Origin of the sequence: Candidatus Brevundimonas phytovorans (genome assembly GCA_029203145.1) — a bacterium.
In the GTDB taxonomy this organism is placed as follows: domain Bacteria; phylum Pseudomonadota; class Alphaproteobacteria; order Caulobacterales; family Caulobacteraceae; genus Brevundimonas; species Brevundimonas phytovorans.
Genome location: CP119309.1, coordinates 1,453,957 through 1,468,839 on the forward strand (window position 1 = coordinate 1,453,957; position 14,883 = coordinate 1,468,839).

The 14,883-nt window shown below is 68.4% G+C and carries 13 protein-coding genes; 5 read left to right on the top strand and 8 right to left on the bottom strand.

Annotated features, from left to right (window positions below; genetic code table 11):
• Positions 1 to 91: 91 nt before the first annotated feature.
• The 3 genes from tyrS (at position 92) to P0Y52_06980 (ending at position 2,489) form a co-directional block, all read left to right on the top strand.
• The gene (gene tyrS, locus P0Y52_06970) at positions 92 to 1,348 is read left to right on the top strand and encodes a tyrosine--tRNA ligase (GenBank protein ID WEK59275.1); all 1,257 of its coding nucleotides are present in this window, start codon (positions 92 to 94) and stop codon (positions 1,346 to 1,348) included.
• A 12-nt stretch (positions 1,349 to 1,360) separates the two neighbouring features.
• Positions 1,361 to 1,828: a peroxiredoxin gene (locus P0Y52_06975; protein ID WEK59276.1), complete on the top strand. Its 468-nt coding sequence runs from the start codon at positions 1,361 to 1,363 to the stop codon at positions 1,826 to 1,828.
• Positions 1,829 to 1,931: 103 nt separating this feature from the next.
• The gene (locus P0Y52_06980; protein ID WEK59277.1) at positions 1,932 to 2,489 is read left to right on the top strand and encodes a polymer-forming cytoskeletal protein; all 558 of its coding nucleotides are present in this window, start codon (positions 1,932 to 1,934) and stop codon (positions 2,487 to 2,489) included.
• A gap of 50 nt (positions 2,490 to 2,539) precedes the next feature.
• Here the strand turns inward: P0Y52_06980 and prfB are convergent.
• The 4 genes from prfB to dapA form a co-directional block, all read right to left on the bottom strand.
• A protein-coding gene (gene prfB, locus P0Y52_06985; protein WEK59278.1) for a peptide chain release factor 2 occupies positions 2,540 to 3,656 on the bottom strand; the annotation gives its coding sequence in 2 pieces (ribosomal slippage) (positions 2,540 to 3,586 and positions 3,588 to 3,656; 1,116 coding nt in all).
• A 127-nt stretch (positions 3,657 to 3,783) separates the two neighbouring features.
• A complete protein-coding gene (locus P0Y52_06990; GenBank protein ID WEK59454.1) occupies positions 3,784 to 6,168 on the bottom strand; it encodes a penicillin-binding protein 1A in 2,385 nt (794 codons plus the stop codon).
• 104 nt (positions 6,169 to 6,272) lie between these two features.
• Complete coding sequence (gene smpB / locus P0Y52_06995; GenBank protein WEK59279.1) at positions 6,273 to 6,740, bottom strand: SsrA-binding protein SmpB; 468 nt, start codon at positions 6,738 to 6,740, stop codon at positions 6,273 to 6,275.
• Entirely contained in the window at positions 6,740 to 7,624 is an 885-nt protein-coding gene (dapA, locus tag P0Y52_07000; GenBank protein ID WEK59280.1) for a 4-hydroxy-tetrahydrodipicolinate synthase, read from the bottom strand. The genes smpB and dapA overlap by 1 nt, the downstream gene beginning before the upstream one ends.
• 115 nt (positions 7,625 to 7,739) lie before the next feature.
• Between dapA and P0Y52_07005 the strand changes: the two genes are divergently transcribed.
• A complete protein-coding gene (locus P0Y52_07005) occupies positions 7,740 to 9,767 on the top strand; it encodes a lytic transglycosylase domain-containing protein (protein WEK59281.1) in 2,028 nt (675 codons plus the stop codon).
• A gap of 387 nt (positions 9,768 to 10,154) precedes the next feature.
• Here the strand turns inward: P0Y52_07005 and P0Y52_07010 are convergent, their stop codons facing one another.
• Genes P0Y52_07010 through P0Y52_07025 form a run of 4 tightly spaced genes read right to left on the bottom strand, consistent with a single transcriptional unit; the run spans position 10,155 to position 13,328 of the window.
• The gene (locus P0Y52_07010; protein ID WEK59282.1) at positions 10,155 to 10,922 is read right to left on the bottom strand and encodes an ABC transporter ATP-binding protein; all 768 of its coding nucleotides are present in this window, start codon (positions 10,920 to 10,922) and stop codon (positions 10,155 to 10,157) included.
• Positions 10,919 to 11,908: an iron ABC transporter permease gene (locus tag P0Y52_07015; protein WEK59283.1), complete on the bottom strand. Its 990-nt coding sequence runs from the start codon at positions 11,906 to 11,908 to the stop codon at positions 10,919 to 10,921. Before P0Y52_07015 ends, P0Y52_07010 begins: the two co-directional genes overlap by 4 nt.
• A complete protein-coding gene (locus P0Y52_07020) occupies positions 11,905 to 12,699 on the bottom strand; it encodes an ABC transporter substrate-binding protein (GenBank protein ID WEK59284.1) in 795 nt (264 codons plus the stop codon). Before P0Y52_07020 ends, P0Y52_07015 begins: the two co-directional genes overlap by 4 nt.
• A complete protein-coding gene (locus tag P0Y52_07025; protein WEK59285.1) occupies positions 12,696 to 13,328 on the bottom strand; it encodes a TetR/AcrR family transcriptional regulator in 633 nt (210 codons plus the stop codon). Before P0Y52_07025 ends, P0Y52_07020 begins: the two co-directional genes overlap by 4 nt.
• A 281-nt stretch (positions 13,329 to 13,609) precedes the next feature.
• Here P0Y52_07025 and P0Y52_07030 point away from each other — a divergent pair, with 281 nt between their 5' ends.
• A complete protein-coding gene (locus tag P0Y52_07030) occupies positions 13,610 to 14,872 on the top strand; it encodes a glycosyltransferase family 2 protein (protein ID WEK59286.1) in 1,263 nt (420 codons plus the stop codon).
• Positions 14,873 to 14,883: the final 11 nt, after the last annotated feature.

Consider the following 14,883-nt stretch of genomic DNA (forward strand, 5'->3'; position numbering starts at 1 on the left):
CGAGCGGCCGCGATCTCGTGCCGCCTTCGCTGGCGGTGCGGCTTCCTCGATAAGGAAGACGGCCGCCGGCATCCCTGCTACGGAACCGTCCATGACCGACCAAGCCTTCAAGTCCGACTTTCTCAAGACCCTGCAATCGCGCGGCTATATCCACCAGGTGACGCACCCGGTGGAGCTGGACGACGCCGCCTCGAACGGGATCGTGACGGCCTACATCGGCTTCGACGCCACGGCGCCGTCGCTGCACGTCGGCAGCCTGATCCAGATCATGATGCTGCGCCGTCTGCAGCAGGCCGGGCACAAGCCCGTCGTCCTCATGGGCGGCGGCACCACCAAGGTCGGCGACCCCACCGGCAAGGACGCCTCGCGCCCGCAACTGACCGACGAGACGATCCAGGCCAACATCGCCTCGATCAAGACCGTGTTCGAGAAGTTCCTGACCTTTGGCGACGGCCCGTCCGACGCCGTCATGGTCGACAACAACGACTGGCTGTCCAAGTTCGGCTACGTCGAGTTCCTGCGCGACTACGGCACGCATTTCACCATCAACCGGATGCTGAGCTTCGACTCGGTCAAGCTGCGCCTCGAGCGCGAGCAGCCGATGACCTTCCTCGAATTCAACTACATGCTGATGCAGTCGGTGGACTTCCTGGAGCTGAACCGCTCGCTGAATGTGACGCTGCAGATGGGCGGCTCTGACCAGTGGGGCAACATCACCTCGGGCGTCGATCTGGTGCGTCGCGTGGATCAGAAGGCCTCCTTCGGCCTGACCACGCCGCTGCTGACCACGGCCTCGGGCGGCAAGATGGGCAAGACGGCCCAGGGCGCCATCTGGCTGAACGCCGAGCAGCTCAGCCCCTACGACTACTGGCAGTTCTGGCGCAACGTCGAGGACGCCGACGTCGGCCGCTTCATGCGCCTGTTCACCGACCTGCCGCTGGACCAGATCGCGCTTTACGAAGCGATGGAAGGGGCCGGCATCAACGAAGCCAAGAAGGCCCTGGCCGACGCCGCGACCTCGATGCTGCACGGCTCGGAGGCTGCACAGACCGCCCGCGCCGCCGCCGAAGCCGCCTTCGAGAAGGGCCAGCTGTCCGCCGACCTGCCCACCGTCGAACTGCCAAAGGACGAGGTGATCGGCGCCATGATCGCCGCCGTCGTCACCAAGGCCGGTCTGACCACGTCCAACGGCGAGGCCCGTCGCCTGGCCCAAGGCGGGGGCTTGCGCCTGAACGACGAGGCCATCGCTGACGGCGCCCGCCTGATCGAAGACGCCGACGTCAACGCTGACGGCGTGCTGAAACTGGCCGCCGGCAAGAAGAAGATCGTCCTGGTTCGGCCGGTCTAAGGAGCAAAGAGGATGACCGACATCACCGAAGGCCAGGCCGCCCCCGCGTTTGATCTCGCCACCGATGGCGACGGCCGCGTCACGCTGGACGGGCTGAAGGGCCAGTCGGTCGTCCTCTACTTCTACCCCAAGGCCGACACCCCCGGCTGCACGACCGAGGGTCTGGACTTCTCGGCCCTGGCCGATCAGTTCGCCGCCGCCAATGCCGTCGTCATCGGCGTCTCGCGCGACGCGGTGAAGAAGCTCGACCGCTTCAAGGCCAAGCATGACCTCAAGGTCATTCTGGGCTCCGACGAGGACGGCGTGGTCTGCGAGGCTTACGGCACGTGGGTGATGAAGAAGCTCTATGGCCGCGAATATATGGGCGTCGAACGCGCCACCTTCCTGATCGACGGCGCGGGCCTGGTCCGCCGCGTCTGGCGCAGCGTCAAGGTCAAGGGCCACGCCGACGAGGTGCTTCAGGCCGTTCGCTCGCTTTGATCCGAGGCCAAGCTTGCCTCAGCCGTCGACCTGCTCCTAACTGCCGCCCAAGGGGCTATGAGTAGGATTAGGCCGGCCTTGCTGGCGAGATGCGGAGAGCACCATGTTCAACAAGAGCAAGCCTTACGACAGCGGCCCGTCCAGCGGCATGGGCATCCCCCCTGCGCCGGAACCGACGCCCGCCGCCACGCCTTCGGCATCGCCCAGCGTCGCCTCGCGCGCGCCTGAGGCTTCGCGCCCGGCCGCCGCGCGCTCGTCCAGCCTCTCGACCTTGTCGGCCGGCGTGAAATACGAAGGCAATATCTCGGGCGCCGGCGAGCTTCAGGTTGACGGCTCGCTGAAGGGCGACATCCGTGTCGTCCGCGTCACCATCGGCGAAGGCGGCTCGGTCGAGGGCACCGTCCACGCCGACATCCTTGAGGTGCGCGGCCGCGTCTCGGGGGCCATCGTGGCGAAACAGGTCAAGCTGTTCGCCACCGCCCGCATCGAGGGCGATATCACCCAGGAGCAACTGTCGATCGAACAGGGCGCCTGGTTCCAGGGCCGCTGCACCCAGGCCAAGCGCGACACGCCCGGCGCCAATATGCTGGACGCCCCCGAAAAGCCGGCGGCTCTCTCCGCGCCCAAGGCTGAGAAGGCTGAAGCCAAGCCCGCCGCCTGATCGGCGCAACGAACACATGAAAAGGGGCGGCCCGCCGGGCCGCCCCTTTTTTAGTTGCCGTCGCGGGTCTCGCCGACCCGGGCCGCCAGGGCTGCGCCCATGAACTGATCCAGATCGCCGTCCAGAACCCCCTGCGTATCCGAGGTCTCGACCTCGGTGCGCAGGTCCTTGACCATCTGATACGGCTGCAGGACGTAGGATCGGATCTGGTGGCCCCAGCCGATGTCGGTCTTGGCGTCGGCCAGGGCTTGCGCCGCCGCCTCACGCTTCTGCAGTTCCAGCTCGTACAGACGGGCGCGCAGCATCTTCCACGCCATGTCGCGGTTCTGGTGCTGCGAACGGCCGGCCTGACAGGCGACCACGGTATTGGTCGGAATGTGCGTCAGACGCACGGCCGAGTCCGTCTTGTTGATGTGCTGACCGCCGGCGCCGGACGCGCGATAGGTGTCGGTCCGCACGTCGGACGGGTTGATGTCGATCTCGATGGTGTCGTCCACAACCGGCGACACCCCGATGGAGGCGAAGCTGGTGTGGCGCTTGGCCGCCGCGTCATAGGGGCTGATGCGGACCAGACGGTGCACGCCCGATTCCGACTTCAGCCAGCCATAGGCGTTGGGGCCTTCGATCAGGATGGTGGCCGACTTGACCCCCGCCTGTTCGCCCTCTTCGTGAGCCTCGATCGTGACCTCGTAGCCGTGAGCCTTGGCCCAGCGCGAATACATCCGCAGCAGCATCCCGGCCCAGTCGTTGGACTCGGTGCCGCCGGCGCCGGAGTTCACTTCCAGATAGGCGTCGTTGCCGTCGGCCTCGCCGGACAGCAGGGCTTCCAGTTCGGCGCGGGCGGCGCGTTCCTTGACGGCGCGCAACTGTTCACGCGCCTCTTCGAGGGTGGCTTCGTCGCCCTCCTCGTCGGCCATTTCGGCCAGCATGACGCCCTCTTCCAGCGCGCTTTCCAGTTCGCGGACGCTGTTGATCTGAGCTTCCAGACGCGAGCGGTCGCGGCTGACGGCCTGGGCCTGTTCCGGGTTGTCCCAAAGGGTCGGATCTTCGACCCGAGCGTTCAGCTCATCCAGTTTTCGAAGGGAGACATCCCAGTCAAAGACGCCTCCTGAGCAGAGCGGCGCTCTGCTCGATGTCGGCCTTCATGGCCTCGACATCCGGTCTCATCGCAATCTCCTGCGAAACAAACGCCTTCCCTCAAGCAGGGCCGCATCGCGTGCGGACCGATAGGGAAAGCAACGATATTCGGCGCGCCTGCGGACAGGCGCGCCGAATGATGGGCCTACCTAGAGCCTCAGTAGAGTCCGCTCAAGTCCTCAGCCGGCTGCTTCTTCGGCGGCGGCGGCGCGACGGCGGCGGGCGCAGCGGCGGCCGGCGCCTGTGCGGCCTCCTGTTCGCGGCGGACCACGTCGTTGTAGTTCTGCGGACCGACGGGCTGGACCGGACGCGGCGCCTCTTCGCGGATCTGACGCTCGGTGCCGGGTCGGAAGGCTTCCTCGATGCCGTTGACCGTGCGGAAGACGGCGTTCTTGGGCCGGACGAAGGGCCGCGCGGGACGCTCTTTCAGGGCCACCTGCATGAAGTCGGTGAAGATCGGCACGGCGGTCGCCGCGCCCGCCTCCCCGCCGCCCAGCGAACGGTTATCGTCAAAGCCGACGAAGACGCCGACCACCACGTCGCTGGAGAAGCCGACGAACCAGGCCGAGCGGTACTCATTGGTCGTGCCGGTCTTGCCGCCGACCCAGGGGCCCAGGCTGCGCGCCCCGGCCCCGGTGCCGCGCTGGATGACGCCTTCCAGCATCGAGCTGATCTGATAGGCGGTGATCGGGTCGATGACCTGGGTCCCGCGATCCGGCAGACGCGGCGACTCCTGGCCGCTGAAGCCGCGGCTGCAATCGCGGCACTGGCGACGGTCGGCGCGGTGGATGGTCTGACCGTTCCGATCCTGAACCATCTCGATCAGATAGGGGTCGATGCGGCGCCCCCCGTTGACGAAGGCGGCGTAGGCGGCGGTGATCCGGTACGGCGTCGTCTCTCCAGCCCCCAGCGACATGGCCAGATTCGGCGACATGTCGTCGACCACGCCCATCTTCTTGGACAGGTCGACGATGTTCTTCATGCCCACGGCCTGGGCCAGACGGACGGTCATGACGTTGCGCGACAGCTCCAGACCACGACGCAGGGTCTGCGGACCGTAGTACTGGCGGCTGTAGTTCTCAGGCGTCCAGCGACCGCCATTGGCGCCGCCGGGGAAGCTGATCGGCGCGTCCAGCACGATGCTGGCGGGGTTGAAATCTCCCTCCAGCGCCGCCGCATAGACGAAGGGCTTGTAGGCCGAGCCCGGCTGGCGCCTGGCCTGGGTCGCCCGGTTGAAGCTGGACAGGGCGTAGGAATAGCCCCCCACCATCGCCAGAACGCGGCCCGACTGCGGCTCGATCGCCACCAGGGCGCCGTTCACGGCCGGCACCTGTTTCAGTGCGAACTGGCCGCCCTGCGGCTCGACAAAGATCAGGTCGCCGCGCTTCAGCGGGCGGTTGGCGTTGGCCCAGGCGGCGTCGGACGCGATCAGCGACCCGGTGCGGTCGTCCCGCGCCGTGCGGATGCGGACGTTGTTGCCGCTGACGCTCTCCACCGCGGCGGCCTGCCAGGTGCGGCGCTCGGGCGGGGTGTTCTTCTTCAGGGCGTCGGCCTGCCAGCCCGGCGCGAAGTCGGTCGTGCCCCAGGCCCCGCGCCAGCCGTGGCGGCGGTCATAGCGTTCCAGGCCGTTCATCAGGGCGTCGCGCGCGGCGGATTGCAGCTTGGGGTCCAGCGTCGTGCGCATGTAGTAGCCGCCGCGATTGACCTCTTCCTGACCGAACAGGCCGATGGCGCGGCGGCGGGCCTCCTCAACGAAGAAGTCGGCGTCGGCGTATTCGGCGCGACGCGGGGCTGCGCGGGTGTTCAGCGGCCGCGCCAGGGCCGTCGCCAGTTCTTGCTGCGTCAGCCACTTGTTGTCGGCCATCTCGCCCAGAACCCAGTCGCGACGCCCCTTGGCGGCGGCCGGGTGGCGCTTGGGATTATAGTTGTTCGGTCCCTTGGGCAGAGCCGCCAGGAAGGCCGCTTCGTCCGGCGTCAGCTGGTTCAGCGACTTGCCGAAATAGTTGTAGGCCGCCGAGGCCACGCCATAGGAGCGGTAGCCCAGGTAGATCTCGTTCAGATAAAGCTCAAGGATCTGCTCCTTGGTCAGGGTCGCTTCCAGACGGCTGGAGAGGATGGCTTCCTTCAGCTTGCGGTTCAGGCTGGATTCGTTGGTCAGCAGGACGTTCTTGGCCACCTGCTGGGTGATGGTCGAACCACCTTCAAGCCGCCGTCCCGACAGGACGTTGAACACGTTCTTGAACATGGCCCGACCGATACCGGACACGTCGATGCCGCCGTGCTGGAAGAAGTGGCTGTCTTCAGCCGCCAGGAAGGCGTGGATGACCTGCTCCGGCACCTGGTCATAGGTGACGTAGATGCGCCGTTCGTCCGAAAACTCGCCGATCAGGGTGCCGTCGCCGGCGAAGACGCGCGTGGCGGTCGCCGGGCGATAGTCCGCCAACTCGGACGCATCCGGCATGTCATGCAGCACCCAGGCCGCATAGATGGCCACGACCAGCCCGGCCACAGCGATGCCGCCCAGCAAGGCGACGCCCGCCATCACGAACCAGCGTTCGGCTATCTTCACCGTGAACTCCGCAAGACGCGCCCCATGAAATCGTCGTTTATCGCGCGTCGGTCCCGCCGCAAAGCGGAACCGCAAACTCAGCCCTTGTCGCGCATCAGGCGAGCCTTGTCGCGCTGCCAATCACGCTCGGCCGAGGCCTCGCGCTTGTCGTGCAGCTTCTTGCCCTTGGCCAGAGCGATCTCAAGCTTGGCCTTGCCCTTTTCGTTCAGATACAGGCGCACCGGAATGATGGTTCGCCCGTCGCGCTGGACGGCGCCGATCAGCTTGTCGATCTGCTTGCGGTGCAGCAGCAGCTTTCGGTGGCGGCGCGGCTCATGGTTGAACCGGTTGGCCTGCTTGTAGGGCGGAATGTCCGAGTTGATCAGGACGATCTCACGCCCCTCCACCGCCGCATAGCTTTCGGCGATGTTGGCGCGACCGTCGCGCAGCGCCTTGATCTCGGTTCCCAGCAGTTGGATCCCGGCCTCGATATAGTCCTCGAGGAAATAGTCGAAGCGTGCGCGCCGGTTCTCGGCGATCACCTTCCTGGGCGCATCAGCGGACATCAGGCGACCCCGGCTTCCGCCATCGCCTGGTCGATCTGCGGCTTGACGGCGTCGCGGGTCAGCGACAGCGGCAGACGGACTTCCTCACGGCACAGGCCCAGCTTGGCCAGGGCGTACTTGGCCGGCGACGGCGAGTTGTCGAGGAACAGGGCCTTGTGCAGGTTGATCAGACGGTCCTGCCAGGTCCGCGCCGTGGCGTAGTCGCCGGCCGCGACCGCGTCATACATGGCGACCATGGCTTCGGGTGCGACATTGGACGTCACCGAGATCACGCCCACGCCGCCGCTGGCCGCATAGCCCAGCCAGGTGGCGTCATCGCCGCTGATCAGGTCGAACGGGCCATTGATATGGTTGCGCATCCAGCTGACGCGCGAGATGTCGCTGGTGGCGTCCTTGATGCCGACGATGTTGGGATTCTTCGCCAGGTGCGCGACCGCCTCGTTGGACAGATCGACCCCGCAACGGCTCGGCACGTTGTAGAGGATCATGGGGATCTGAACGGCGTCGGAGATCGCCTCGAAGTGGGCGATCATGCCGTCCTGCGAGGGCTTGTTGTAGTAGGGCGTCACCACCAGGGTCGCATCGGCGCCGACCTGCTTGGCGAAGGCCGACAGCTCGATGGCCTCATGGGTGGCGTTCGAGCCGGCGCCGGCGATCACGCGCACGCGGCCGGCGGCGATGGTCACGCATTGCTCGATGACGCGCTTGTGCTCGTCCATCCTCAGGGTGGCGCTTTCCCCGGTCGTGCCGACAGGGACCACGCCATGGACGCCAGCAGCGATCTGACGTTCCAGGAGTTTTTCAAAAGCCCCTTCGTCCACGTTTCCGTCACGAAGAGGTGTGATCAAGGCGGTGATCACGCCCTTGAACAAGGGGGCGGTCATTGAAACAAGTTACCTGCGCGGTGTTTCGGGCGGCGTCCGCCCTTTTGAAGAGGCAGGGAGCGTAGGTTGCTCGCCGCTCGGCCGCAACCAGTGATGAATGAGGATCGGACATCTGATGATCGCGACGACTGTGGCCGCCGCCCTGGCGATTCTGACTCCGCCAACCCAGGACGTGCTGAACAGCGCGCCTGCGCCCTATGCCTCCAGCCAGAACGGCATTCTCAGCGGCCAGGACATGGCCCTGTTCCAGCAAGGCCTCGCCTCGGCCCGCGCCCGCGACGTGATCGGCACGCAGTCGGTCATCAGCCGCATTTCCGACCCCACGGCGAAGAAGCTGGTCGAATGGGCCCTGGTCGACACCTCTGACAGGCAGTTGTCCTTCACTGATCTGGCCCGCGCCCAGACCGACCTGGCCCACTGGCCGCGCGGTGATTCGCGCCGGGCGGCGGGAGAGCGCGCCCTCAGCATGGCCAACGCCTCGCCCGACACCGTCATCGCCTTCTTCAACGGCACGGCCCCAACGACGGCTGACGGCGCCATCGCCCTGGCGGCCGCTCTGGATCAGAAGGGCCAGCGTCGCGAAGCTCAGGACCTGATCCGCGACTGGTGGCGCACCCGTTCCTTCGAGGAAGCCCAGCAGTCCACGATCGCCAACCGCTGGGGCGGCTGGCTGAACGCTGAAGATCATGTCGCCCGCCTGAATATGTTGCTGCTGGGCCCGCACGGCCCGGCCACGCGCGCCATGGTCGCCATGGTTCCCGCCGACCGTCAGGCCGTGGCCAACGCCGTCATGGCCCTGCGCACCGCCTATGCGCCCGACGCCATTGTGGCCGGCCTCAGCCCCGCCGTCGCCAACGACCCGGCCGTGGTTCTGGAACGTGTGCGTCTGCTGCGCTCGGCGGGTCGTCAGTCCGAGGCCTTCCCGCTCCTGTCCGCCCTGCCTGCCGCGCCGTCGCACAAGGAGGGCCAGGACACCCTCTGGACCGAGCGCCGCAACTACTTCCTCGACGCCCTGCAGCAGGGCAATCCCCGCGCCGCCTACGCCGCCATGAACGGCCACGGCTTCCCCTCGGGCGAGCGCAAGGTCGATGCCGAGTTCTTCGCCGGCTGGGTCGCCCTGACCAAGCTGAACGACCCCGCCTCGGCCGCTCAGCACTTCGAAATCCTGCGCAACAGCTCCTCGACCCCGATCACCCAGGGCCGCGCTCTCTACTGGCTGGGCCGCGCCGCCGAGGCCCGCGGCGACCGGGCTGGCGCCCAGGCCTGGTACAAGGCCGGGGCCGAACACTGGCAGACCTTCTACGGCCAACTCGCCGCCGAAAAGGCCGGGATCACCACCCTGACCCTGCCCGGCGACCCGGCTCCCACGCCCGAGGACGTCAACCGCTTCGAGGGCAATGAGGTCGTGCGTGCTACGCGCATCCTCGGCGCGGCGGGCGAAAAGACCCTGCTGCGGGTTTTCGCCTATCACCTCGACGACACCCTGCCCGCCTACGACCTGGCCCAGGTGTTCGACCTGATGCAGGGCTATGGCGACCAATTCGGCTCCATGATGGTCGGCCGCGCCGCCAGCCAGCGCGGCTTTGTCATGCCGGAACGGATGTATCCCTTGCGGATGCCGCCAGTGGTCTCGGGCGCTGCGCCGCCGGAGTTCAGCCTGGCCATCGCGCGTCAGGAATCCAGCTTCGATCCCCTCGCCCGCTCCGGCGCCGATGCGCGCGGCATGATGCAGCTTCTGCCCGCCACCGGTCAGGGCGTGGCCCGCCGCATGGGGATCAGCTATTCGGCGGAACAGTTGTGGGATCCTGACTTCAACATGAAGCTGGGCAGCTATCACCTCGGCGAACTGATCAACAATTTCGGCGGCTCGCCCCTGCTGGCGACGGTTGGCTACAACGCCGGTCCGGCCCGCCCGCCGCAATGGGTGGCCCGCTGCGGCGACCCGCGCAGCCAGCAGGTCGACCCCATCGACTTCATCGAGTGCGCCCCCTTCACCGAGACGCGCAACTACATGATGCGGGTGATGGAGAACATGCAGGTCTATCGCGCCCGACTGAACGGCGGCTCTGCGCCTCTGACCCCTTCCGCCGACCTCGCGCGCGGCACGCCGCCGAACAGCGGCCCGCGTTCGTATCAGCCGTAACGCCATGCGCCTTGCCCCTCTCGGATCACGAGAGGGGCAAGGCCATGTTTTTATCTTCAGCAGAGCCAACCCAGACACGGCGGGCCTTCCAGCCCCATTTCCAGCCTTCAGCGCGCCGCGCTCCAAAACCGGACTAGGATCGCCTTCCTGGTCTTTGACATCGCAACAATCGCCTCGCGACCCCGCCGTCGCCCCACACCCCTCAATGCCGTCATCCTCGGACTTGCCCCTAGGATCCAGCGCCGGGCGCGCGCTCACCCTGGCCAAGGCGGGGCGGAGGCCCCCCCGATCCTCAGGTCCAGCCCGAGGATGACAGCGGCATTCACGACCCGCCCATTGCACGAATTGCACTGTTTTTTTCGCCGCACCGTGCAATCAGCCCGCCCCTCAGCCGCCGCCGGAAAGCCGCCTCGCCGCCAACAGGGGCCCGTCGGGCCCCTCGACCCAAACCCCGTTCAGACCGAAGACAGACCGTAGCACGGCGGGCGACAGGGCCTCGACCGGCGCTGCATCTGCGACCACGCGGCCAGCGCCTAGCACGACCACCCGGTCCGCCACTCGCGCCGCCAGCGTCAGGTCGTGCAGGCTGACCAGCACGCCCCCGCCCGCGTCGGCCCGCGCCCTCAGACGCTCCAGCACCAACAGCTGAGCATCAGGGTCCAGCCCGGCGATGGGCTCGTCCGCCAGCAGCAGCGGCGCCTGAACCACCAGGGCCCGCGCCAGCAGCACCCTCGCTCGCTCGCCGCCCGACATCTCGGCCACGCCGCGCTCGGCCAGGTGCCCCGCCCCGACCTCGCCCAGCGCCGCCCGCGCCCGCTCAAGCGCCTCGGCGCCTGACAGGAAGGGCGCGCCCAGAGCCGCGACCTCGATGGCCTGCAGGTTCCAGGCGATATGACGCTCCTGCGGCAGATAGGCCGCCCGCGTCCCGCGCTCGCGTTCCGACAGACGCCGCACATCCTCGCCGCCCAGCCTGGCCGCGCCGCTCTGCACGGGCGTCAGGCCCAGCCCCGCGCGAATGGCGCTGGACTTGCCCGCGCCGTTCGGGCCGCACAGAGCGACCAGCTCACCTGCGCCGACCGACAGGCTGACCCCGTCCAGCACGGTCGCCGCTCCCATGCGCGCCACCACGCCGTCCAGCTCCAGCAAGGCGCTCACAGCCGCCACTCCCGCGCCGCGCGCCATGCGATCAGGGCGAACAGGGGCGCCCCGACAAGGGCCGTGAAGACGCCCAGCTTCAGTTCCTGATCCGTCGGCGCCAGCCGGGCCGCCAGATCGGCCAGCACCAGCATCAGCCCGCCCGCCAGCGCCGAGGGCCACAGCAGCCGCCCCGGATCACCGCGCACCGCCGCCCGCACCAGATGCGGCGCCGCCAGACCGACAAAGCCGATCACCCCGGCGACCGCCACCGCCGCCCCCGCCGCGACCGCCGACGCGATCAGGGCCAGAACTCGCATCCGGCCCATCGACAGGCCCGAAGCCCGCGCCGCCTCCTCGCCCAGGGTCAGCATCCGCAGGCCGGGCGACGCCCCGGCTGCGAAGACAGCGGCCACGGCAAGCGCCGGCGCGACCCAGGCCACGTCGATCCAGCTGCGGTTCTGCACCGAGCCCAGCAGCCAGTTCATCACCTCGGCCGAGGCGATCGGCGACGGCGACAGGTTGAAGATCAGGGCCGTCAGCGCCCCGGCGAAGCTCGACAGCGCCACCCCGAACAGGATCAGCGCCTCGGGCGCCCGCACCCTGGCCGCGATGGCCACCAGCAACAGGCCCGCCAGCGCCGCTCCGATCAGGGCCGCGCCCTCGACCAGACCGGGGATGGCCGCAGCCCCCAGCACGATGGCCCCCGCCGCGCCCAGCGCCGCCGTGGCGGATACGCCCAAGACGCCGGGGTCCGCCAGCGGGTTCCGCAACAGGCCTTGCAGCACAGCCCCCGCCAGCCCCAGCGCCGCCCCGACCATCAGGGCGCAGACCGCGCGCGGCGCCCGCACCTGCCACAGCACCTCGCCCGGCCCCGACGCGGGATCGGCCACGGCCTGCCCGTACTGGGCCGCCGACAAGGCCGTCTCCCCGAACAGGACCGCCGCGATCACGGCCAGCAGGATGGCCGCCGCCAGCCCCAAATTCAGGATCAGATGGCGCCTCATCGCCCGGCCTCCGCCAGTTGAGCGGCGGCGTCCGCCGCGAACCAGGCCGGGCAGCCCAGCGCCGAAGCGGGCAGGTCCGCCGCCGTCCGCCCCCGCGCCGCCCTCTGAACCACCGGATGTCGACCCGCGCCGCGCCAGTCCGCTCGCCACTGCTGGAAGAAGCCGCGCACAAACAGGGCCGGCGGGCTCAGAGCGATCTTCTCGATCCCCAGCGGCTGATAGCCCGGCGCCGTCACGCCGTTGCGGAACCCCGCCGCCCTCAGCACGGCGTCGATCAGCGAGCCCGCCCCGCTCGTGTAGCCGCCCGGCGTGACATAGACGACTTCCCGTCCACGCCCTGCCCCCGCCGCCTGGGCCAGCCGCCGATCCATATGGGCCGCCAGGGCCTCGCCCCGCGCCTCCTGCCCCAGCCCCTGCGACACGGCCCTCAGGTTCTCGCGGACCCCGTCCATGTCTGTGGCGTCATCAATGTTCAGCACGCGCGTCCCACGCTTTTCCAGCGCCGCCAGCAGGCGCGGCTCGCCGCCCCAGTAGCGGACCACCACGTCCGGCCGGAACCCCACGGCGGCCTCCAGCGTCGGACGAACCTTGGGCCGGCCCCGCGCCGCCTGCCGCATCCAGGAATCGGGATCGTCCGCCCGCGACGACAGGGCCAGCTCGGCCTCCGGCGCCAGGGCCAGCACATACTGGTCCGCGCATTGATCCAGCGACAGCACCCGCAAGGGGCGCGCCTCGGCGGCCGTCGGCGTCAGAACCAAAAGGGCCAGCCAGGCCCCGCGCACCGCCCTCACGACCTGAGCAGCCCCGCGAACAGGGCGTCCAGCATGGTCCGGGTCAGTTCGTCCTTATCCGCCCATTCGAAATAGGGCTTGGTGATCCGAAGGGAAACGATGCCGTGACCGCAAGCCCAGATGGCCTGGGCGATGGTGGCGGGGTCCCCCTGCATCCGCCCGGCCGCCACAGCCTCCTCGACCACGGCGGCGAAGGAACGGAACAGTTCGGCGCCGGTCTCCTGGGCGACCGTCTGCGCGCCCTCGCGCGCCTCGACCGGCCGCGTCAGATAGGTCAGCCGATAGGCGTTGGGGTTGTCGAAGCCGAACTGGATATAGGCCTCGATCATCCGCCGCAGCCGCGCCTCGGGCGCCTCGTCCGCAGCCAGGATCTGCTGATGGGAGGCGATCAGCGCCTCAAAGGCCCCGCGGCAGATCTCATGCAGCATCTCGCTCTTGTCGGCGAAATGCATGTAGAGCGCGGTCGACGACAGGCCGACTTCGTCGGCGATCTTGCGGATCGTCGCGCCCTCATAGCCGTGCTCGACGAAGATGCGCTCCGCCGCCGTCAGTATCTCTGCGCGCCGAACATGGCCTTCGCCCTTGGGCTTGCGGGCCGAGCGCGGCGGGGGGGTCGAGTCGCCGGACAATCCAGAACTCCAATTCGGGAAGCCCCCTGCATAGCCGCCCCGCTGCGAATCGCCAATCGCTTGCCATTTCGCAAACACTAAAGTTAATAAGCGTCAACAACCACAGGTCGGGGGACCTGATGCACGGACGATGGCCCAAAGGCCCGGCGACAGGTCTATTTGCGGACAATGCGAAGATCACGGCGACTCCAGGGCAACTCTGGGTAGCCATTCTTCTAATCGTCGCCACGACGGCCTCGGCGCTGACCCTTTCCCTCGTCGGCCGGACCCTGACCTACCTCGTGCAGATCAGCTTTCTGATCATCGTCGGCTGGCGGCTCCTGACCATTCTCGTCAGCCAACGCCCTGGCCCGGCGGCGCCGGCGGCGCCCGATCGCTGGCCACGCTATTCCATTGTCGTCGCGCTTCATGACGAGGCCGCGATCCTGCCTCATCTGGTCGAGCGTCTGTCGCGGCTGGACTACCCGCCGCATCTGCTGGACGGCTACCTGGCGCTGGAGGCCCACGATCAGGTCACGATCGACGCCGCCCTGGCGCTCAACCGGCCCGCCTGGCTGCACGTCCTGATCGTTCCGCAGGGCACGCCCACCACCAAGCCCCGCGCCCTCAATCACGCCCTGGCCGTAGCCAGAGGCGACTTCCTGACCGTCTATGACGCTGAAGACGACCCTGACCCCTTGCAGTTGCAAGAGGCGGCGGCCCGGTTCGCCGCAGAGGACGACGACCTGGCCTGCCTGCAAGCCCCGCTGCGTATCCGACGTCTTTACAAGGGCTATGAGAACTCCCCCTTCCTGGATCGCCATTTCGCCGCCGAATACGCCGCCCTGTTCGAGATCACCCTGCCGGCGATGGCGCGCATGGGCCTGCCCTTCCCGCTCGGCGGCACCAGCAATCATTTCCGGGTGTCCGCCCTGCGCGCCCTGGGCGGTTGGGACGCGTGGAACGTGACCGAGGACGCCGACCTGGGTTTTCGCATCTGGCGGCGCGGCTGGCGGCTCGGCGTGCTCGCCCGCCCCACCTATGAAACGCCGCCCGGTCGCCTGCTTCACTGGCTGCCCCAGCGGACCCGCTGGCTGAAGGGCTATATGCAGACCTTGCTCGTCCATACCCGCTTCGCTGCCGGCATGGGCTGGCGAGGGTGGAGCGCCATGAGTTTGACGCTCGGCGCGGCCCTGGCGTCGGCCGCCCTGCACGCCCTGTCGCTCGCCTGGATTACAACCTTCTTCCTGACAGCGATGCTGGCGCGGCAACTGCCCGCAACGCCCTGGCTGGGGCTGGGGATTCTGTTGAGCGGCACGTCGGCGGCTGTTCTGACGACCGCCATCGGCGCCCGACGGGCCAGTACGCCGTTCAGCGGTTGGGACATGCTGGCGGCCCCCGCCTACTGGTCGCTGCTCAGCCTGGCCTTCGCCCACGCCTTGGTCCGACTGATCGCCGAGCCTCACCGTTGGGACAAGACAGCCCACAAGCCCGACGTCGCGCCCCAGGATTTCCCGGCGATCAGCGAGCCATTGGTCGCCGACGCTGGACGAGCAGCCGCCTGAGCGCCTATCAG

Excerpts from the sequence above, each read along its gene's own strand:
- P0Y52_06975 (WEK59276.1), top strand. The coding sequence starts at position 1,361 with ATGACCGACATCACCGAAGGCCAGGCCGCCCCCGCGTTTGATCTCGCC.
- P0Y52_06980 (WEK59277.1), top strand. The coding sequence starts at position 1,932 with ATGTTCAACAAGAGCAAGCCTTACGACAGCGGCCCGTCCAGCGGCATG.
- P0Y52_07005 (WEK59281.1), top strand. The coding sequence starts at position 7,740 with ATGATCGCGACGACTGTGGCCGCCGCCCTGGCGATTCTGACTCCGCCA.
- P0Y52_06990 (WEK59454.1), bottom strand. The coding sequence starts at position 6,168 with ATGGCGGGCGTCGCCTTGCTGGGCGGCATCGCTGTGGCCGGGCTGGTC.
- smpB (WEK59279.1), bottom strand. The coding sequence starts at position 6,740 with ATGTCCGCTGATGCGCCCAGGAAGGTGATCGCCGAGAACCGGCGCGCA.
- dapA (WEK59280.1), bottom strand. The coding sequence starts at position 7,624 with ATGACCGCCCCCTTGTTCAAGGGCGTGATCACCGCCTTGATCACACCT.
- tyrS (WEK59275.1), top strand. The coding sequence starts at position 92 with ATGACCGACCAAGCCTTCAAGTCCGACTTTCTCAAGACCCTGCAATCG.
- P0Y52_07015 (WEK59283.1), bottom strand. The coding sequence starts at position 11,908 with ATGAGGCGCCATCTGATCCTGAATTTGGGGCTGGCGGCGGCCATCCTG.